Source organism: Vulcanisaeta sp. JCM 16159, from assembly GCF_001316265.1.
Taxonomy (GTDB): Archaea; Thermoproteota; Thermoprotei; order Thermoproteales; family Thermocladiaceae; genus Vulcanisaeta.
This window is the reverse complement of record NZ_BBDN01000006.1, coordinates 26,232-43,995: the sequence shown is the minus strand read 5'-3', so window position 1 is coordinate 43,995 and position 17,764 is coordinate 26,232. Positions and strand designations below refer to the sequence as shown.

21 protein-coding genes, 1 tRNA gene and 5 pseudogenes are annotated in these 17,764 nt (G+C 45.4%); 10 read left to right on the top strand and 17 right to left on the bottom strand.

Annotated elements, in window-relative coordinates; all coding sequences use genetic code 11:
- Positions 1–154: 154 nt before the first annotated feature.
- Both JCM16159_RS06780 and JCM16159_RS15700 read left to right on the top strand, forming a co-directional pair.
- On the top strand, positions 155–1,369 hold the full coding sequence (locus JCM16159_RS06780) for a hypothetical protein (RefSeq protein WP_243666209.1): 1,215 nt from the start codon (positions 155–157) through the stop codon (positions 1,367–1,369).
- An 87-nt stretch (positions 1,370–1,456) separates the two neighbouring features.
- On the top strand, positions 1,457–1,618 hold the full coding sequence (locus tag JCM16159_RS15700) for a hypothetical protein (protein WP_243666208.1): 162 nt from the start codon (positions 1,457–1,459) through the stop codon (positions 1,616–1,618).
- A 59-nt stretch (positions 1,619–1,677) separates the two neighbouring features.
- Here the strand turns inward: JCM16159_RS15700 and JCM16159_RS06775 are convergent.
- Positions 1,678–1,751 (bottom strand) — tRNA-Asp (locus tag JCM16159_RS06775).
- Between the two features lie 176 nt (positions 1,752–1,927).
- Here JCM16159_RS06775 and JCM16159_RS15695 point away from each other — a divergent pair.
- Both JCM16159_RS15695 and JCM16159_RS15690 read left to right on the top strand, forming a co-directional pair.
- On the top strand, positions 1,928–2,149 hold the full coding sequence (locus JCM16159_RS15695; protein WP_243666207.1) for a hypothetical protein: 222 nt from the start codon (positions 1,928–1,930) through the stop codon (positions 2,147–2,149).
- Between the two features lie 5 nt (positions 2,150–2,154).
- A complete protein-coding gene (locus tag JCM16159_RS15690) occupies positions 2,155–2,322 on the top strand; it encodes a thioredoxin domain-containing protein (protein ID WP_243666206.1) in 168 nt (55 codons plus the stop codon).
- Between the two features lie 68 nt (positions 2,323–2,390).
- Here JCM16159_RS15690 and JCM16159_RS06765 read toward each other — a convergent pair.
- Positions 2,391–3,664, bottom strand: a pseudogene (locus tag JCM16159_RS06765) (aspartate aminotransferase family protein).
- Positions 3,665–3,910: 246 nt separating this feature from the next.
- Here JCM16159_RS06765 and JCM16159_RS06760 point away from each other — a divergent pair.
- The 3 pseudogenes from JCM16159_RS06760 (at position 3,911) to htpX (ending at position 7,083) form a co-directional block, all read left to right on the top strand.
- A pseudogene (locus JCM16159_RS06760) lies at positions 3,911–5,370 on the top strand (acetate--CoA ligase family protein).
- Positions 5,367–6,063: pseudogene (locus JCM16159_RS06755) on the top strand (acetate--CoA ligase family protein). The pseudogenes JCM16159_RS06760 and JCM16159_RS06755 overlap by 4 nt, the downstream one beginning before the upstream one ends.
- A 46-nt stretch (positions 6,064–6,109) precedes the next feature.
- A pseudogene (htpX, locus tag JCM16159_RS06750) lies at positions 6,110–7,083 on the top strand (zinc metalloprotease HtpX).
- A 55-nt stretch (positions 7,084–7,138) separates the two neighbouring features.
- Here htpX and JCM16159_RS06745 read toward each other — a convergent pair.
- Positions 7,139–7,462, bottom strand: coding sequence for a hypothetical protein (locus JCM16159_RS06745; RefSeq protein WP_054857346.1), 324 nt, complete (start codon positions 7,460–7,462; stop codon positions 7,139–7,141).
- A 138-nt stretch (positions 7,463–7,600) separates the two neighbouring features.
- Between JCM16159_RS06745 and JCM16159_RS06740 the strand changes: the two genes are divergently transcribed.
- Positions 7,601–8,080, top strand: coding sequence for a hypothetical protein (locus JCM16159_RS06740; RefSeq protein ID WP_054853356.1), 480 nt, complete (start codon positions 7,601–7,603; stop codon positions 8,078–8,080).
- A gap of 90 nt (positions 8,081–8,170) precedes the next feature.
- Here JCM16159_RS06740 and JCM16159_RS06735 read toward each other — a convergent pair whose 3' ends face one another.
- The 8 genes from JCM16159_RS06735 to JCM16159_RS15670 all read right to left on the bottom strand — a co-directional run bounded on the left by JCM16159_RS06735 (position 8,171) and on the right by JCM16159_RS15670 (position 12,725).
- The gene (locus tag JCM16159_RS06735; RefSeq protein ID WP_054857345.1) at positions 8,171–9,211 is read right to left on the bottom strand and encodes a DUF1152 domain-containing protein; all 1,041 of its coding nucleotides are present in this window, start codon (positions 9,209–9,211) and stop codon (positions 8,171–8,173) included.
- 60 nt (positions 9,212–9,271) lie between these two features.
- Positions 9,272–10,072, bottom strand: a complete 801-nt coding sequence (locus JCM16159_RS06730) for a hypothetical protein (protein ID WP_054857344.1) — start codon at positions 10,070–10,072, stop codon at positions 9,272–9,274.
- A gap of 6 nt (positions 10,073–10,078) precedes the next feature.
- Complete coding sequence (locus JCM16159_RS06725) at positions 10,079–10,387, bottom strand: hypothetical protein (RefSeq protein ID WP_054857343.1); 309 nt, start codon at positions 10,385–10,387, stop codon at positions 10,079–10,081.
- 134 nt (positions 10,388–10,521) lie between these two features.
- Positions 10,522–10,707: a hypothetical protein gene (locus JCM16159_RS06720; RefSeq protein WP_054857342.1), complete on the bottom strand. Its 186-nt coding sequence runs from the start codon at positions 10,705–10,707 to the stop codon at positions 10,522–10,524.
- 44 nt (positions 10,708–10,751) lie between these two features.
- The gene (locus JCM16159_RS15685) at positions 10,752–11,672 is read right to left on the bottom strand and encodes a DEAD/DEAH box helicase (protein WP_367834365.1); all 921 of its coding nucleotides are present in this window, start codon (positions 11,670–11,672) and stop codon (positions 10,752–10,754) included.
- Complete coding sequence (locus JCM16159_RS15680; RefSeq protein ID WP_367834364.1) at positions 11,594–11,851, bottom strand: DEAD/DEAH box helicase family protein; 258 nt, start codon at positions 11,849–11,851, stop codon at positions 11,594–11,596. The genes JCM16159_RS15685 and JCM16159_RS15680 overlap by 79 nt, the downstream gene beginning before the upstream one ends.
- Positions 11,788–12,438 carry a hypothetical protein gene (locus JCM16159_RS15675; protein WP_243666204.1) on the bottom strand — a complete coding sequence of 217 codons (651 nt, stop codon included), beginning with the start codon at positions 12,436–12,438 and terminating at the stop codon, positions 11,788–11,790. Before JCM16159_RS15675 ends, JCM16159_RS15680 begins: the two co-directional genes overlap by 64 nt.
- On the bottom strand, positions 12,354–12,725 hold the full coding sequence (locus JCM16159_RS15670; RefSeq protein ID WP_243666203.1) for a hypothetical protein: 372 nt from the start codon (positions 12,723–12,725) through the stop codon (positions 12,354–12,356). Before JCM16159_RS15670 ends, JCM16159_RS15675 begins: the two co-directional genes overlap by 85 nt.
- Positions 12,726–12,786: 61 nt before the next feature.
- Between JCM16159_RS15670 and JCM16159_RS15665 the strand changes: the two genes are divergently transcribed.
- Positions 12,787–13,356, top strand: a complete 570-nt coding sequence (locus tag JCM16159_RS15665; protein ID WP_243666202.1) for an SIS domain-containing protein — start codon at positions 12,787–12,789, stop codon at positions 13,354–13,356.
- Entirely contained in the window at positions 13,287–13,802 is a 516-nt protein-coding gene (locus JCM16159_RS15660) for an SIS domain-containing protein (RefSeq protein WP_243666201.1), read from the top strand. The genes JCM16159_RS15665 and JCM16159_RS15660 overlap by 70 nt, the downstream gene beginning before the upstream one ends.
- On the opposite strand, the gene JCM16159_RS06705 is transcribed toward JCM16159_RS15660, so the two are convergent.
- From JCM16159_RS06705 to JCM16159_RS06690, 6 genes and pseudogenes are all read right to left on the bottom strand, one after another.
- Positions 13,774–14,970 carry an MFS transporter gene (locus tag JCM16159_RS06705; RefSeq protein WP_367834363.1) on the bottom strand — a complete coding sequence of 399 codons (1,197 nt, stop codon included), beginning with the start codon at positions 14,968–14,970 and terminating at the stop codon, positions 13,774–13,776. The genes JCM16159_RS15660 and JCM16159_RS06705 overlap by 29 nt on opposite strands.
- A 66-nt stretch (positions 14,971–15,036) precedes the next feature.
- Positions 15,037–15,525, bottom strand: a complete 489-nt coding sequence (locus JCM16159_RS18935) for an aminotransferase class IV (protein ID WP_367834362.1) — start codon at positions 15,523–15,525, stop codon at positions 15,037–15,039.
- Complete coding sequence (locus JCM16159_RS18930) at positions 15,465–15,749, bottom strand: hypothetical protein (RefSeq protein WP_367834361.1); 285 nt, start codon at positions 15,747–15,749, stop codon at positions 15,465–15,467. The genes JCM16159_RS18935 and JCM16159_RS18930 overlap by 61 nt, the downstream gene beginning before the upstream one ends.
- 254 nt (positions 15,750–16,003) lie before the next feature.
- A pseudogene (locus JCM16159_RS18925) lies at positions 16,004–16,419 on the bottom strand (metal-dependent transcriptional regulator).
- A gap of 47 nt (positions 16,420–16,466) precedes the next feature.
- Positions 16,467–16,745, bottom strand: coding sequence for a hypothetical protein (locus JCM16159_RS15650; RefSeq protein WP_243666198.1), 279 nt, complete (start codon positions 16,743–16,745; stop codon positions 16,467–16,469).
- The gene (locus JCM16159_RS06690; protein ID WP_243666197.1) at positions 16,709–17,716 is read right to left on the bottom strand and encodes an NRAMP family divalent metal transporter; all 1,008 of its coding nucleotides are present in this window, start codon (positions 17,714–17,716) and stop codon (positions 16,709–16,711) included. Before JCM16159_RS06690 ends, JCM16159_RS15650 begins: the two co-directional genes overlap by 37 nt.
- Positions 17,717–17,764 lie beyond the last annotated feature (48 nt).

The following is a 17,764-nucleotide window of genomic DNA, read 5'->3' as shown; positions in this document are numbered from 1 at the left end:
CTTGGGGCTCTCTCCACGATGTACACGAACTGCATTGACCTATCGATCACCTTTCAATCAAGTGCTTAAACCGGCTCAGCACCGATTCGGCAGTGGCTTATTAGCCCCGTTGAGGATTAGTCCTATGGTGGATGATTCATGGCTCTAGGGATTTGTGGGGGGCGTTGAAGTCAATGGCTCTAACCGACTCGAGTGCGGCGAATCCGTTGATGATCCAAGAGTCATTAAGGAAACCATGAGACTAATCAACGAGTTCCTTAGTCGAGTAGAGAGGCATAAGAGTGTATTGCTTAGTGATTCGGCGACTCCGTTTGATGAGCCAATAAGGGCGCTAAGCGATTGGCTGCCAAAGATTGAGGCAAAGATTGGGGAGGGCAACGACGAGGATGTAACCAACCTGAGGAGGGCGATGCTCGACATAGGCAGGAAGATGCTTGGGCTCCTAAGCCAAGCCAGAGAGAAGTGGCTAAGCACCTACAAGCTAGAACTTGAGGAGTTGGTTGAGAGGTTAAGGAGTAGCAAGGCGAGGGTAATAATTACGGGAGAACCGCTCAATAAGGACGAGAGCTTCACGGCGCATCTGTACACGAATCACTTGGCGATAGAGATTGAAAGAGTCGCTAGGTCGGAAGGCGTAACAATAAGTATATCGTTTACTGGCCTTGGTGGTGACTATGTTGTTGTGCCTAAACTCTTTGGCGATGGTAAGCTTAGGGCAATGCAGTGCGGCTTACTACTGACGGATGGCTCGATTGATGAGGATGGTTACCCAGAGATGGGCACTAACCAGCTCTGGCAGGTCTCTGCGTGGCTGCTGGCTTGGCCAGGGAAGAATAGCATGTATATAAGTGGCTTGACTCTCAATGATGGTGATATAAGTGTCGTGTGGCAATTAATGGCTGTTGATCACAGGGATGTGTTCAAGGACAAGGCTGAAGTCGCCGAGGAAGCGAGCAGGCTCGGCGATGAGGAGTTCCCAACGTTTATACTATACGTAGTACTCAGCGATGGCGATGCGGATGTTGAGGAGAAAATGGTCAGGCTCACCATGGGTCATTCAAAGCTCGGTTTGTGGAATGGTATAATCGAGAAACTGGAGAGCATGGGATTTAGGATGGATAACGATAATGGGTATACCGTAGTTTATGTGGTTTGGACCTCAAAGGCAATTGAGCTAGCCAGGAAGATGCTCAGTGACCCGATGATTGAGACATTAGTTGAGGACTTAGCCCAATTGCCGGACGCGGATAAGCTTAGGCAGTTAATCGAGCTGGCAAGCATGGAGCCCAAGCCATTGGGCCATTCATCAATCGAGGTTGTTGATGGTGTTTGGATGAATGTTAATGTGAATAATAGCCGGCTCTGTTGAGCTCAGGACCTGGCGTAAGGGGCTTGAGGATGCGGTGGCGATTCAAGAAGCGCTGAAGAGGGTCGGCTACGACGCTGGGATGAGCCGTTGAAAGGCGGATTCGATGTCTACATGGGCATGAGTGAAGTTAAGAAAGACCAAGAACTCACGAAGAAGGTCTGCGGGGTGTTAAGAAGGATGTACGAGGAAGCAATCGACAATGGCAAGGAGAGGAGGGCAAAGGCGATAGCCAAGCTATGGCGAGGTTGAACTGCCCCGCCCAAAGCCCACGGGCCTAAACAAAGTACAATTATTATCAATCTTCGAGGCGCCCCGGCGGGATTTGAACCCGGGTCTGCGGCTCGACAGGCCGCCATACTAGACCGGGCTATACCACCGGGGCTACGTAAATGATTGGCTTTGTTGAGAATTTAAGTTTTTTTGCCCTGATTGTTTACCAGCATTGTGTTAGGAGACTTCCTATGATTTAAGTGGGATGCGGCGTCTTCTCATTGCTGTATTTCCTGTCTAATTATTGACTGAGTAAACGCTTTAAATTGGCAGTTCCCCGCCTTAGGTATGGCGGTAAATAATATGAATAGTAACATGGGTGATAAGGAGGATGAGGAATTGAGCAAGTTGTTGGAGAGGAAGGCTAGGGAGTTGGCTAAGGCCGTGGGTAATGAGCCTGTTGAGTTGAGTGCTGATAATTTTGACGATTTCGTAAGGAGTAGGAAGGTTGTGGTTGTGGATTTCTGGGCGCCTGGTGTGCACCGTGTTTCCTACTTGAGCCAATCCTAAAGGCGTTGGCTAAGGAAATGCCTTGCGTTGGTTTTGGTAGGTTGAATACTCAGGAGTGGCCTGACGTTGCGGCTAAGTACGACGTAATGAGCCTACCGACCGTGATAATATTTAAGGATGGTGAGCCCGCGGATTTCGTGGTTGGTGCAGTGCCTAAAAAAAATAATTGCTGATAAGATAAGGAGGGTTCTTAACGAGAATTAAAAGCAACAAATTTTTTACGTAGGTAAAATAACCCAAATTACTTAATATTCTCCTCCCTCTCAACCTCACCAAGTGACTTGTCAAGTACGTCTATGGCCTTATCAATGTGTTCCTGCTTAACGGTTAATGGCGGTGCAAACCTAATAACATTGCCATTCCAACCACTGGTCACGAAGAGGACACCCCTCTTCAACGCCCTGTTAAGGCATATGTCGCTAGTCTCCTTGGTCGCCGGCTCCTTGGTCTTCCTGTTCTTAACGAGTTCAATACCAATCATGAGCCTAGCCCCCTAACCTCACCGATGAGTGGGTGCTTGTCGTAGAGCTCCATTAACCTCTTCATTGCGTACTCACCCATCCTCTTGGCATTGCTTAACAGCTCCTCCTTATGCATGTTGTAGTAGTCAACGGTTGCCTTAACGGCAGCCATGATCAACGCTGAGGCTCCAAAGGTCGAGTGCTCATCATTCAATTGCATTGCTGAGGCAATCTCCTTCCTAGTCACGACAGCCGATGCCGGTAATCCGCCGGTCATGCCCTTAGCCGCAACAACGATGTCAGGCCTAACATTGAATTGCTCGAAGGCCCAGGTGGTGCCTGTCCTGCCCATGCCTGTCTGGACCTCATCAAATACCAGCAATATCCCGTAGGTATCAAGGACCTTCTTTAGCCTCTCAAAGAAGTCCTTCGGTGGCACTACTATGCCGCCAACGCCCTGTATTGGCTCAGTGATTAGGCAGCATACGTCCTTAATGGCCACGTAATTAATGTAATACTCGATGGTCTCAACAGCTGCCTTACCGCACTCCTCAGGTGGCATGTCACCAAATGGGCACCTGTATGGGTATGGGAATGGGGCTATCAAGGTGCCTGGTGGTAATGGTCCATACTCCTTCCTCCTCATTCCATGGTATGAGCCGGTTAGGTATGTCCTACCGTGGTAACCACCCATTAGGTACATCACATAAGTATTCTTCGTAAACCTCTTCGCAATCTTCAATGCCAGCTCAATCCCCTCGGAACCACTTAACTTGAAGTGAACCTTGTTGTACATACTCTTATCAGGAAATAGGCTCAACACGGCTTTTGCAGCATTCAGTAATTCCTCGGTGTACCAATTATAGCCGTTACCAGCAATTAGTCGCTTAGCTGTTTCAGTAATGGCGTCAGTGAGCCCCGGTGGGTTATGGCCGAGTAATGCCGTGGTTACGACGGTCATGAAGTCCAGGTAAGTATTCCCATCGACATCATAGACATAGATGTCACGGGCCTCCCTAACAACAATCCTATGAGTTGGGTACAGGTTCGTCATTAGGTACTCATCTATTTCCTTAAGGATTTCCTCGGTCTTTCCCATTAAGTTAATTAAGAATTCGTTCCTTTTAAGCTTAATCTATTAATTATTTTTCTGGCATAAAGAATATAATATTTTTACCATAGATTTTTCAAACTTTTTTGAATATTTTTTTCAATACGTTCATAATCTATAAAAATAAATAGATTATTTATTCATTTAGAAAGGTTTTTAAGAACCAAGGTTAAAGGGACGTTGATTCTTATGGAAGAACAAGAGACGCAGCCGCAGGAGGTTAAGGTCGTCTCTGAGGCGTCAACGACCTTCTCACCGCTTGATTTATTATTTAATCCAAGGTCAGTTGCCATAATCGGAGCCACACCTAGGGAGAATAGTGTTGGCGGTGTCATTACAAAGAACCTCCTCACTAAGTTTAAGGGTAAGGTTTACCTGGTCAATCCCAAGTATGATGAGGTTAATGGTATTAAGTACTATAAGTCAATACTGGACATTCAGGATAATATTGATCTGGCAGTCATAGCCGTACCGGCGCCCGCCGTGCCTAAGGTTACGGAGGAGTGCGTGAAGAAGGGTGTTAAGGTCGTGATTATCATTAGTGGCGGCTTTAGTGAGGTTGGTGAGGAGGGTGCGAGACTTGAGGAGGAATTGAGGAGAGTTGTTCAAAATCGCATTAGAGTTCTTGGGCCGAACTGCATTGGTGTTTATAATGCATTTAACGGCCTGGATACGTTCTTTCTCCCCGAGGATAGGATGGGTAGGCCAAGGCCAGGTCCTGTGGCATTAATTAGCCAAAGCGGCGCGGTGGCTGGCGCAATACTTGATTGGGCTGCTAGGAGGAACATCGGTGTTGGATTGGCCGTGAACTACGGGAATAAGCTCGACATCAGTGAAGCCGAGCTTCTTGAATACTTTGCCAGAGATAATAGGGTTAAGGTCATTGTGATGTACATGGAGGGATTGAAATACCCAGGAGAAGGAAAAAGAACGCTCGAGGTTATGAAGGAGGTAACCAGTGTTAAGCCAATAGTTGTTTACAAGGCAGGCAGGACCAAGGCAGCAACGGGCGCTGTTAAGTCCCACACGGCGGCTCTGGCCGGTAATTACGAGGTGTACAGGGCAATGCTCAAACAAGCCAATGTCATAGAGGCTGATAACCTGACTGACGCCTTCGATATGGCCAAAGCCTAGCAACACAACCACTGCCAAGGGGCAACAGGGTACTGGTGCTAACAGACAGCGGTGGAATGGGTATACAGGCCGTTGATGCCCTTGACATGCGTGGCCTACAGGTTCCAGAATTATCCGAGAGTCTTCAGGAAATACTGAGGAAGCAATTACCGCCTCTCGCCGTTACCCGTAACCCCATTGACCTGACGGGTAGCGCCACGGACGCCATGTACAAGTTCGTACTGGACACGGTACTACCAACGAGCTACGTGGACATGGCCTTAATAATAGCCCTGATGCAGATACCTGGCCTGTCAATAAACCTAGGTAATTACATAGTGGAGGCCAGGAGGTTTGGCAAGCCAATAGTTGTTGTCAGCTTTGGTGGCAATGAATATGTGGCTAAGTTCGAGAGCAACCTGGAGGAGAACGGAATACCGGTGTATCACGCGCCACATAGGGCTGCTAAGGCGTTGTGGGCTCTCTATGAATACGCAAAAATTAAAGGTGCGGCTAAGGAGTGGTGGTGGGCATGAACCCAATAATTGCGAAGGCCCTTGAGGAGGGTAGGTATAAACTACTCGAGCATGAGTCCTTTGAGTTGCTTAGGCAGTATAACATACCCGTACCTGACTTCGCACTGGTTCAGGATGTTGATGAGGCGCTCAAGGTGGTTAAGGACATTGGTTACCCAGCGGTACTCAAGGTCGTTTCCCCAGATATAATCCATAAATCCGATGTTGGTGGTGTTATACTCAATATAAACAGCGATGACGAGCTCAAAAACGCCTGTGAGAAGATCAGGAATAATATTAAGGAAAAGGCGCCGTATGCCAGGATTAGCGGCTTCCTGCTACAGAGAATGGTGCCTGAGGGTCTAGAGACGATAATTGGCGCAACCAAGGACCCAATTTTTGGCCATGTAATAGCTTCGGCTCGGTGGAGTAATGGTCGAGGTACTGCAGGACGTGAGCTTTAGGATTGTGCCTATCACCGAGGAGGATGCCAGGGCAATGGTGAGGGAGATAAAGGGGTATAGGCTCTTCAATGGTTATAGGAACATGCCCGTGAGGGATGAGGAGGCGGTCATATACATAATAACGAAATTCTCAGAACTCCTATCCGATAACCCAAACATTGTTGAGGCCGACCTAAACCCAGTCATTGTGCTTGAGAGGGGTAAGGGCGCGTACGCAGCCGATGCGAGGTTTATAATTGGGTCTATGTAATGTACGTGAGTTAGGTTTAAAATTAATACCGTGGTTTTCGCCTTGTATGAACAAGGCATTACTGGTGTTTAGGTTGAAGATGTCACTTGCGATAATAGCAATATTACTACTGGGCGCTGCGTTTACGTACGGCATCATGTGGTGGTTGACGGGAGGGTCGATAGGCGGTATTGCGCTTGTCACTAGTTTAGTTGTTATGGCGTTTTTCCTAACGCTGTTCCAGTGGTTGATTGGCCCATTTTTGATTAATGTCATGTATAGGGCTCACGAGGTTAAGCCTGATGACCCAACCTATGGCTGGGTCTATGACATGGTTGCCGACGTTGCAAGGGCTAATGGCTTTAAGGATGTGCCCAAGGTCTACATAGCCGATGTACCGTTCCCCAACGCCTTCGCCTATGGAAGTCCAATAGCCGGTAGGAGGGTTGCGATAACACTGCCCCTACTGAAGATACTGAAGCCTGGTGAGTTGAAGGCCGTCCTTGGCCATGAGATTGGCCACCTAAGGCATAGGGATGTGGAGGTCTTAATGGCCGTTGGTTTACTGCCCACGGTCATTTACTGGCTTGGTTGGTCACTCTGGTGGGGTGGTTGGTGGGGAGGTTGGTCTGAGGGTAGGGATAACAATGGAGGACTACTGCTCCTGGTAGGTTTGGTGTTAATTGCCATCAGCTTCCTATTCCAGTTATTTGTCTTATATATAAATAGGTTGAGGGAGGCCTACGCGGATATTAACGGCGCATTGACCGTGGAGAATGGCGCCCGTAACCTACAGAGGGCCCTTGCAAAGATAACGCTTTACATGGATCCAAACGTGGTGAAGAGGACTACGAATGGCACATTGAGGATGCTATTCTTCGCATCGCCAGTCAGTACTGAGTATATTGAGAGTAATGTTGATGATTTAATAGAGTATTGGAGCATTATAAGCCGTCAATTTGGGAGGAGCTGTTCATGACGCACCCACACCCAGCAAAGAGGATACAAATGCTTGATAGATTGGTTGAATATTCACCGTAATTCTTAGTTTTTAACTAAGTCTTAGGATTTGAATTTAAACATACAATGGAATTCTTTATTCCTCCTTTATTGCTGATTGAAGATAAAGAACTCTATACTTATTCCTGAACTTAAGCAAGGCAAAGGTAAATATTTGTTCACCACTAACGTCATCGATTGTTGCTGTGACCCTCACGTATCTAGCGCTGCCTAGGTCCTTAACGATATTACCATCTATATCGAAGAATATCAAATCCTTAACACTAAGTCCAATACTCGCCAATGCGTCCTTAATGCAACTGATCACTGATGGTTCATCAATATCATAGCATTTACCACCCATGAACTCACTCATCACTCTGCCATGCAATTCATACACTCGCTTATTCAAATTGCTCATCCAAATGCTATCGCCATACCACTAAATATATCTTATCTGCCATCTCACTATAAGGCAATCATAAGTATTCCCAATGATAAACAGGGATACTGCGGGTTAGGTAATGCTTATTTTTTAACTAAGCATTATTCAAATTTGATGGAGGTCTTAAACACTGGTAGGAATGTCATGGACATGCTCAATGAGCTCCTCAATGACTTAAATAGGGATGATTTATCCCTCATTGAGAGGCTGCCCTATGTGCGTGAGTATGAGAGGTATAGGGACGTGATCACAAACATACTCAGGGAATTTCACATAGCGCTGGTTCTCGTTAGGATAACCTTCAACGATGGTTCTCGCAAGGGCTATGTATTCCTAATAAGAGGCGAGGGTGGTGAGTTGGGTAAAATACCCACGTCCGGCGTTGTCGAAGGTTATGTAGTGAGTGTTAAGGGTAATGATAGAAAGAAGCTTCTATATAACCCTGTAAACTTTAGTAAGTCTGACGACGTGGCTGCTAGGATTATGGAATTTGCAAGTATGTATAGGAAGGCTGAGGAAAGAATATCGCAGCTTCAATTACTCCGCGAAGCCGAGAAGGACTACGCATTATTCTATGAGGAGGCTGGCGATTAATGACTTAAATTACTAGGTATTATTAATTAAGGGTGGTGAGGAACACGCCCTTACCTGAAGGTATCAAATGATGAGTACCGCAGACTGAGTTTACCTATCTACCAATTGCGACTGCGACCTTAACCTACCCTTTATTTCCTTAATCATTAGGTAGGTCTCTTCGGGACTTGGTATCTTTAACCTAGTCCTGTAATACCTATAAACCTCTTCTTCAAAGTTCAGTTCGGTCATTACTCCCCTGCTATTTAGTATCTTCATGGCATCCCAAGGATCCTTTGCATTAATTATAAGGTTAGCCAGTGGTAGGTCGTTCATTGCCTTCTTTAGGTCCAGGTAGTAAGTTATTGATGATGATATGTCCAACCTAACGTACCTGGTGTTCCCCCTTATGCTAACATTCCCATAATGGCCCCTTGCGGCCTTAAAAACTAAGGCACTGGCCTCGGTTATTGCCCTATTGAGTATGTCCTCGAGTATCGCTAAGTCATCCCTCGTCGGCCCATAGGCACCCAGAAATGCGCCCTTGCTGGCTAATTGGCTTATTCTTGTTAATACATAGTCCCTATCTAACTCCCCGTCTACGCCAGGGCCCGTAATACCGAGTATTGTCGGGACACCCGTGATTTCCTGAACCTTACTTAAGACAGCGACTGAGTAACTATCCGTAAGTGGGCTGTAGAGTCCATCTTCATTACCTAAGGCAAGCACATCACCGCCGACGTCTATGCCTATCACATCAATGCCATATTTATTCACGTAGTCGCTAAGTTCCTTAGCCACGTTATTTACAGACCCTGAGATGCTTATTCCCAATCCATCATCCTTAATTACACTTAGTACATTGGCTATTTGAGGAATAACGTGCTTACCCTCCCTAACTGCGTAGGTGTCTCCATTAACAATGGCCAGGTAATTACCAATTGCTTCAGCATTTTTAAGCTCCTGAATTCTGATGGGCCCTGGTACAATATCGTTCACATACCTTTCCCAAAGCACGGCACCGAGTACGGCGTTCTTATCCTCATTAATGGCCAGACTATAGGTAATTGTTGAACCAACAACATCACCCCCACCGCCAATACCAATCACTAGGACACTCCTTATATTAATTCCAATAATTTCATCAATCACGAGTAAGGTTCATATTCAATCATTTAAATGCATTAGCCAAGTCTTTAAAGTTCGTGGAAATCACTGCTCATTATTAATTATACCATTAACCGTGAAATAATACGTATTATTCACGAACATATTAATTAACACCACCACGTGAAAATTACCATTTATTACAGTCACTACATTACATAGTCTGATGCTTGGTGATGCATATAATGTATAATCTATTGTACCCTTATAAACTGTATAATTATGTGCCTGCCTAATCATTTGAAAAACACCAACATAGTAAAGCGTTATGTTTATATTGTTGGGTTCATGATTAACTTTACCCGCTAGGTACCTATTAATGTCTCGCACGGCCTCTGTTATATTATTGGCTTGGATAGTCACGTTGGTTTTCATGCCGCTGGCGATGCCATTAATTACCTGTGCATAGTAGCATAAATTGAATGGATATGTAACAACGACGGTCCCCCTAATATTATTAGATTGAGTGGTTGCCTGGATGATTGCGCTGTACACGGTCTCATTATCCTTGCCGTAAATCTCATAATTAATTATTTCGTACCTTACGGCATACCCAGTCCCATTACTAATTGTGTTGAGAGTATCATTTAATGTATTCGTTAGGTTCTCAGCAAGGGCGTTGCATGAGTAATTCATGGGGTTTACAATAACTTGGCATGCATCGTTGTGTAGTATCTGCGGTAACGTATTATTTAATTGCTTAAACACGTTTATGGATAATAGGTAGGTATTCTCGAGGGTTAATGCTCTCGACGTCTCATCATTCACATAACTTATTAAGTATGTAGTTAGTACGATTATAACCAGTAATGTTATGATTATTGACAATAATGACTTATAGATCATTCATTATCACCTTACGTATGCCACGTACACGTTAACCTCAAGCTGCGAACCATTACTTAATATCCTCGGGCACATGACTAAGTAATTATCCATTGTAACTTTATTCGTTATTATGACATGGTCTAGATACATATTGCCGGTGAAATTACCTAATTGGCATTCCGTGAATAGGTAAGTTCCCATCGTTGCTCTGTAGTCGATAATCGATAACCTCAGTAGTTGGTTTGTTAGGTATATGGTGAGGATGAATATTGCGACTATTAGCATTATTGAGATTAGTAGGTCAGGGAATACCAAGGAGTCTGCGAGTGCCATTAATGATCACCATGGCATAATTACTCACGGAGTTTACTAAGTAGAGCGTTTTTATTAGGAAGCCTCTATAGTGATTATAATCATAAATATCATCAATATGAGTATTGACGTTAATATGTACCTAATCAATGTAATCACCTAATCACTGAATTAATCCATTTAATTATTGAGTTAAGTTCACTGATTATTTCGATATTATTCCGTAATAACTCTACATACATGGTTATCACGGTCATTGAAAGTACAATGGAAATGGCCGTGAGTATTAAAGTCCCATACTCCTGAAATAATATATTCATTAGTTCCTCAAGGAACTTCACAATTACTAATTACCAACCCAATATATAAGCCACTACCATAGTCATTATTGAGTAAATAACCGTGTACTACTAATTACATGACTTATCAACCGCTTAACCTCATCAGCCAAGTATTTCCTGCATTCAACCTCAAGGACCTCACCCTTAACATGCCTCTCCTCACTAAGGGCCTCCTCAATCGTATTTCTAGCCACTACCTCATATACCCTCGCCTCAACCTTGTCATCACTAGCCCTTACAACACGTCCAACCCTCTGAATCATCTGCCTCTGGGAACCAGTCCCCGACAGGATGATCGCCACATCCGCATCGGGCACATCGATACCCTCATCAAGGACTGTAGTAGTCACAATAACCTTATACGTACCTCTAGCAAAGGCCCTGAATATTGAGTCCCTATCACTTGTCTTGGAGGTTATCAATGCAACGATAGGCCCCAACTCCTCCTTAAGGACCTTATATAACTCCTCGGCCTGCCTTATTAACTGCGTAAAAACAATAATCTTACTACCAATACCAACCTCCGCCTTCACTATTTCCCTGGCAACGTCTATCTTGGCGCTCGCCATACTCGCAATGTTCCTCAGTACAATGGCATTATCACCAGCCTTCTCATAACTCCTCCTCTCCTCAGGCGTTAGGTCAACATAGATCCTAAAGTGCCTAACTGGAACAACCAACTTAGCCTCAACCATGTCCCTATAATCAGCCTGGTAAACAATATCACCGGCGCTCAGGAAGATCAAGTGCTCATTACTATCGCTCCTCCTCGGCGTAGCAGACAAAGCCAACCTAAAGGGCGCCCTAAGCTTAAACGCAACCTCTTTAAAGGTATCGGCAGGAACGTGGTGCGCCTCATCAAATATAACCATGTCAAACCTATTGCTTATCTCCGCAATCCTATTAACTGCCGAGTTATAGATCGCCACAGTGACCTCCCTAACATCATCAAAACCACCACCCAACCTACCGGCCTAATGCCCAGATACTTCATTACTCTCTCATACCACTGATTCATTAATTCCTCCGTTATGACGAGTATTATCGCTGGTACCTTAACCGTGGCCAGTGCTTTAAGGGCTATGAATGTCTTACCACCGCCAGTTGGTACGACAATCGTACCCCTCTTACCGGCCTCAGCCAAGCGTCAAGGGCCCTCTCCTGGAAGGGTAGGAGCTTTACCTCGTCCTTAGGGACCTGTACCTCTCTCGGGCTCCATGGTAAGTCAACAACCTTATAACCACTCTTTACCAGTAATTCTCTGATGGTATCCCTAACGAATACGGGGAATCTAATCATAACCTTACCATCATTTCTAACAACATCATCCTTACGTACGAGTCTCAGATCACGCCTATTCAAGTTTCCCTCCTTATCGGTGATGTAGTACGGAATTGTTAACCCCATTAGCCTTTCATAAAGCTCCTTTGACAGAAAGTGAAGCTCAGCAGTATCAAGGCCAAGCCTAGCGGTCCACCACTCAATCCTCCTCATGAACAAGTCTCTCAACTTATTATTAGCCAAGGCAAATTCCCGAGCTCTTTTCAGTGCGAGCTCCATATCACCAATCACTGCCTTACCAATGAGCAACTGCCTAATGTTCTCCACAGCCTTATCAACGTACTCTTCATATGAAGATACACTGCCTATATAGTTCCTATCATTCTTAATAAAGTCCCTGACCAAGCACGATAGTGAAACAATGAATAAACCACCCTCCTCACCCAACACACAATCACTGGTATAGAACCGAGGCTCCCCAAATCCTCGACACCGATAACACCGCCTGATGAGTTTACTAGAATAGTCTTCATCAATTTCTCGGTCTCCTCGCTAGTTAGTTCGAGTAATTCCTTCAACTCCCTAATTAATGAGACGGAGTAAACCTTACCGGACCAATACTCACCATTCCACCTAAAGCCAAGTTCCTTTAGCCTGTCCTTAACCCTCGATACCCTATCCCACGGCCACTCCCTCCTAATCTCAACATCACTATTTATGACAACCCTAAATAGCACTAACCATGTACTAACTGCACAGTACTTAAAGCTTACAAAGGTTTAAGCTTCATAATCCATAATGAACCTAATTGACTACCCAAGATGGCCATCACTCGCAAGGGAGTCAATACTTAACGTTCCCATGAATTTAAGAAACATTAGATTGAACATCGACGGTAAGGTCATAGATTACAATGAAGAAATAGATTCAGTGGTCATCACTGGTATGGGTGGTAGTGGCGTTGTTGGTGACATAATCAATGACCTGTGCTGGTTCTGGGATTGTAGAGTACCCATAATCGTGAGTAAGAACATGAGGTTGTCAAGGAGGTTGTCAAGGCCGTTGGTCATAGCCATCAGTTACTCGGGCAATACTGCCGAGACTATAATGAGTGCTAATGAGGCCCTATCCAGGGGATACCCAGTGATCGGTATTACGACGGGCGGCAAATTAAGCGCAGTACTTGGCAGTAAGGGTGTACCCGTTGTCCTAATACCAAAGGCCTCAGCACCCAGGTATGGATTACCAGCACTGCTATACCCGGCGTTAATAATCCTTGAGAGGTTCGGCATTGCTCAGTGGCTAATGAGTTGGAGAGTGGTATTGCTGGGATTGAGAATGCCCTTAAGCATGTTGATGATGCCGTGAACCTAGCCAGGCAGTTGTTAGGTTCAATACCCGTGATTTGGGTTACGGAGAGTAGACGTGGTGTTGGTATTAGGTTTAAGAACGACCTTAACGAAAACGCCAAGTACTACTCGGTGGTTTCGGTGGTGCCTGAGGGTGCTCATAATGACATAGCCGCAGTCACGACTAAGCAGGTTGGCCTAAGGCATGTTGCGATAATGGGGCCTAATGACTATGAGGGCTTGTACGAGGAGGTCCTCATTAACGTAATATCCTCGTTTGGGGCGGAGCCAATAATCGTTAAGCTTGAGGGCAGGACTCCACTGGAGGCTGAGATGTACGGTGTGACCTACCTAGGAATAGTGACCTTGGCCCTAGCGGAGTTGCTGGGCGTTGAACCGGTATCTACGGAGCCAATTGATAGGCTTAAGAACCTACTTAGTGAGAGGAGGGTATTCCAGGTCTGAATTGTTCAAGGCCTGAGTTCAAGTAAAATCTCGTGAATGCAATGGCTATGGTTATTACAGGTATTAAAAGCAGGGCCATTGACAACCTAATACCTATTAGGTCTGCTGAGATGCCGAATAGTGCTGGTACTATTATTCCTAAAACGCCCTGGAACGCCGCGAAGTAGGAATTCGCGGCGTTCCTCTCCTCGATACTAGTACCCCTACTAATCATTAAGGTTGAGAGTGGGTATGTCGAACCGTGGGGTATGCCGAGTATTGACATTGAAATCGTGAATACCATGTAGTTAGGCGATAGGTAAAGCAGTGTAATGCCTGTCATGGTTAATACTATGGAGATCAGCATTGGCCTGAATAGGCTACTTGGGACGTGAATGGTTAGGTAAAGCCTGGTAAGGAAGGAAGTAAGGAAGAATGGTACGAATGAGAAGTAGGCCAAGTACTTACTAACGTGGTACACACTCTGTGCGTAAATGGCGACAAAGGCTGTGAAGACCACGAAGGGTATACTGTACGTGGAATTCGCAAGTAATGCCGATATTAAACCCCTATTTCTGAGTATCCTGCCCGTATTAATTACCCTCCTCGTTTCCTTGGGGTCTGGCGGGAACCTTACCTTGAATGATAAAGCTAGGGAGAGTATTGCCAGTGGTATGAATAGTAGGAATACATACCTATAACCAAGGCGGGTTAGTAGGTAGGTCTCGAATAATGGACCGACAACAAGACTAGTGCTTAGGGCTAGCGTGTAGAGTACGAGTATTCTCTCCGCAGTAAGTTGATCACCGACTATACTCGCTGATGTGAGTATGTTGGGCATTATTAAGCCGTAGGCAAACCCCGTGAGTATTGAGACAATCCAAATACTAAGTGAATTGGCTAGGAAGTACATGGGCAGTAAAGCCACTATTAATGCGTTTGAGGCTATGAAGAGCAGTCTCCTTGTTGATCCAGGTAATCTAGCGTTTATAAATACTATGGACGCTAGATTTACGGCAGTAACTGCCGATGCCAGAAAGCCAACCAGGTAGTTGGGGAATAGTAAGTCATACCTAGCAAGTAGGGGTGCGGTTGTCCCAATCATGTTATTGGTTGCGCGGGTAGTAAAGGTTATCAGGAATATTATTATTGCGTAATGGGTTATTTCCCGATTAATACGCACGATCATAAACGAAAAACCACCGTTTAAAAACCATTCCCATCTTATACATCGATTTTAACGATGATAAAACCCTTAGTAAACAGGCGTGAGCCAGCTCATGTATTTACTAACTTTACCGTGAACTGCGTCTATGTAGTAACTCCTTACCTTAAGGGTTATTGGGCCTGGTTCTCCATTGCCAATGACCCTACCATCTATGTTCACCACGGGGGTTACCTCAGCGGCCGTTCCTGTGAAGAAGACCTCATCAGCAGTGTATAGCTCCTCCCTGGTTATCCTCTTCTCAATAACCGTTAGCCCCAGGTCTCTGGCTATGGTGATTACCGTATCCCTAGTGATGCCCTCGAGGATTGAGTCGTAGGTCGGCGGTGTGTAGAGTACGCCGTCCTTAACAATGAATATGTTCTCCCCACTACCCTCGGCTACGTAACCGTCACGATTAAGCAAAATGGCTTCATCAAACCCAGAGACCTTGGCATCAAGCAGCGCGATTACTGAGTTTACGTAGATACCACCGACCTTAGCTTCATTGGGAACATGGAGTTGTGAACCCTCAACCAACTAACGACCTTAGCCCTAACGCCCTTGGGCTCCAGGTAATGACCGAAGGGTATGGCTATTATGGCCGTAGACGTATCCAAATTCCTGATATCCAGGTTGACAGTACTAGCCGATACAAAGGTTATTGGCCTTATATAGACGTTTTCATGTACCTCATTAGCCTTTAGTAGCTCCACGGTTGCTTTGATAAGTTCGTCAATGCTATAGTTAATCTTGATGCCCATTATCTTGGCTGAATTATGAAACCTAGTGTAGTGATCCCTAGCCCTAAATATGTACAGGTTATTACTATCAGAGCTCCAATAGGCCCTTATGCCTCGAAGACCGACGTACCGTAATGCAGGGCATGCGTAAGTATGGGTATTACAGCCTCCTTCTCAGGGATTAACTTACCGTCCACCCACACATACTTCATTGATTAATGCACAATAGGTTCCTTATTAAGTATTATCATATATATAGTGTATTTGTGCATTACTCATGAACTGGGGCTGGGAATGTCCTTACCATGCGGGCATTTACTTGGTTTCCCTAGGTATTCATAGAGCCTATCCACGACCTCCTCGGGCAAGGCATAATCGAACATCTTAGCTAATTCGCAAGCCTTGTCTGGGTCTATCCCTGCCCTAACTAATAATGTCTCCACGACTCTATGAGCCCTAACTAATGAGTTCATCTCCCTAATGCCCTCATCAGTTATGAAGATACCACCATCCCTCTTCTCCACGAACCCTTTCTTAATTAGGTGATTTATCTCCTCATACGCACTTGCGGTCGAGACGCCAAGTGCTTTCGCAACCCCAAATATTGTTGCGCCAGAGCCTTATCATTCATCCCCTTAATCACCAGCAAATATAGGAATTCCCTACTGGATATTCTCACATGTAGCCCCATACTACACTTAGTAAAGGTCTAATTAAACCTTATTCCCAAATAATGGTTCAAACCGCCGTTACTACCGCATAGGCCCCAGCAATAATTAACGCCGTTGTAACTATATATAACACAATAGCCCTAGCCCTGCCTATTGCATAATCACCAACGACGTCCTTCCTCGAAGCCAAGCCTATCAATAAGTAGGTGGGTATGGCCAGGGCTATTGCGTTGAATATCATTATACCCAGTATTAAGTTAACGAGGTCCCTCATGAAGAGTATAATTAAGGCGGCGGGCACGATCTCAACTACATAAAATGCGTAGAAGCCCTTGGCCTCACACATCCTCCTACTAAGCCTGCGGGCCAATTGAAGTACTCACTAAGTCCATAGGCGAAGCCTAGGCTTATCACGAATATGGCAAGTAACGCAGCGGCAATCATGCCCACGGCAGCCACCACGAACCAATACGGGCTAATGACCATGCTTATCGAGAGAAGTGCTGATTGAAAGTTATCAATAACCCCACCCCTGACCCTAAGCCAATAACCAACCAATAGGCTACCAATCATCAATGTCTCACTTATTACGGCGCCCATCGCTGTCTCAAACCTCTCGTGAGTGTAATGCTCCCTCCTTAAGCCCTTATCAACAATCGCCGACTGCTGGTAATAAAGCATCCAGGGCATTATCACTGCGCCTATGTTCGCCGCAAGCAAGGTCACGTATAAGGAATTGGCGTATGAACTTGGTAGGAAAATCGATAATAACGTGCCATAAACCTCCTGGGGCTTGATGGGTACTATGACAAAGGCCGCTAGGTACACTAGTATGAATGCGGAGATCGCAAGCAGCACATTCTCAACCCTCTTATACGAACCACCCATTAGTATTATCGCTGTGTGAAATGCCAGGACTAAGATCACGGAAATAACCACGGGCACACCAAAGAGAAGCCCAATTGCTGAGATTGCTGCGTACTCACCGATGTAGGCGGCTCCATCTATTATGAGCATGGCGATCAGCGATACTGCCGCAACCTTATCTCCATAGACCTCCTTAAGCAGCGTTCCCATGCCCTTCCCACTACCCAGCGCCGCTCTAATGGTCAATTCCTGAATAAAGTACAGAGGTACTGTCAGAAGTATTAGCCAGGGAATTATCGCAAGCCCAGCATAATAACCACTCTGCATTGCCGTTAGTATACTTGGCGCATCGACATCGGCAAGCATCGTCAACCAACCCGGACCAAGTAACACCCTAAGTGAGTCACCAACTTCCTTAATACTCCTCGATACTCTCTCCTGAAAATTCACGTCAGAGTCACAGATGGCCTACTTAATTAACATTTTTTCTTGTGACAA

Excerpts from the sequence above, each read along its gene's own strand:
- JCM16159_RS06730 (WP_054857344.1), bottom strand. The coding sequence starts at position 10,072 with ATGATCTATAAGTCATTATTGTCAATAATCATAACATTACTGGTTATA.
- JCM16159_RS18930 (WP_367834361.1), bottom strand. The coding sequence starts at position 15,749 with ATGGGCATCAAGATTAACTATAGCATTGACGAACTTATCAAAGCAACC.
- JCM16159_RS06705 (WP_367834363.1), bottom strand. The coding sequence starts at position 14,970 with ATGATCGTGCGTATTAATCGGGAAATAACCCATTACGCAATAATAATA.
- JCM16159_RS15650 (WP_243666198.1), bottom strand. The coding sequence starts at position 16,745 with ATGTGTGAGGCCAAGGGCTTCTACGCATTTTATGTAGTTGAGATCGTG.
- JCM16159_RS15665 (WP_243666202.1), top strand. The coding sequence starts at position 12,787 with ATGAACCTAATTGACTACCCAAGATGGCCATCACTCGCAAGGGAGTCA.
- JCM16159_RS15695 (WP_243666207.1), top strand. The coding sequence starts at position 1,928 with ATGGCGGTAAATAATATGAATAGTAACATGGGTGATAAGGAGGATGAG.
- JCM16159_RS06740 (WP_054853356.1), top strand. The coding sequence starts at position 7,601 with ATGGAGGTCTTAAACACTGGTAGGAATGTCATGGACATGCTCAATGAG.
- JCM16159_RS06745 (WP_054857346.1), bottom strand. The coding sequence starts at position 7,462 with ATGAGCAATTTGAATAAGCGAGTGTATGAATTGCATGGCAGAGTGATG.
- JCM16159_RS06725 (WP_054857343.1), bottom strand. The coding sequence starts at position 10,387 with ATGGCACTCGCAGACTCCTTGGTATTCCCTGACCTACTAATCTCAATA.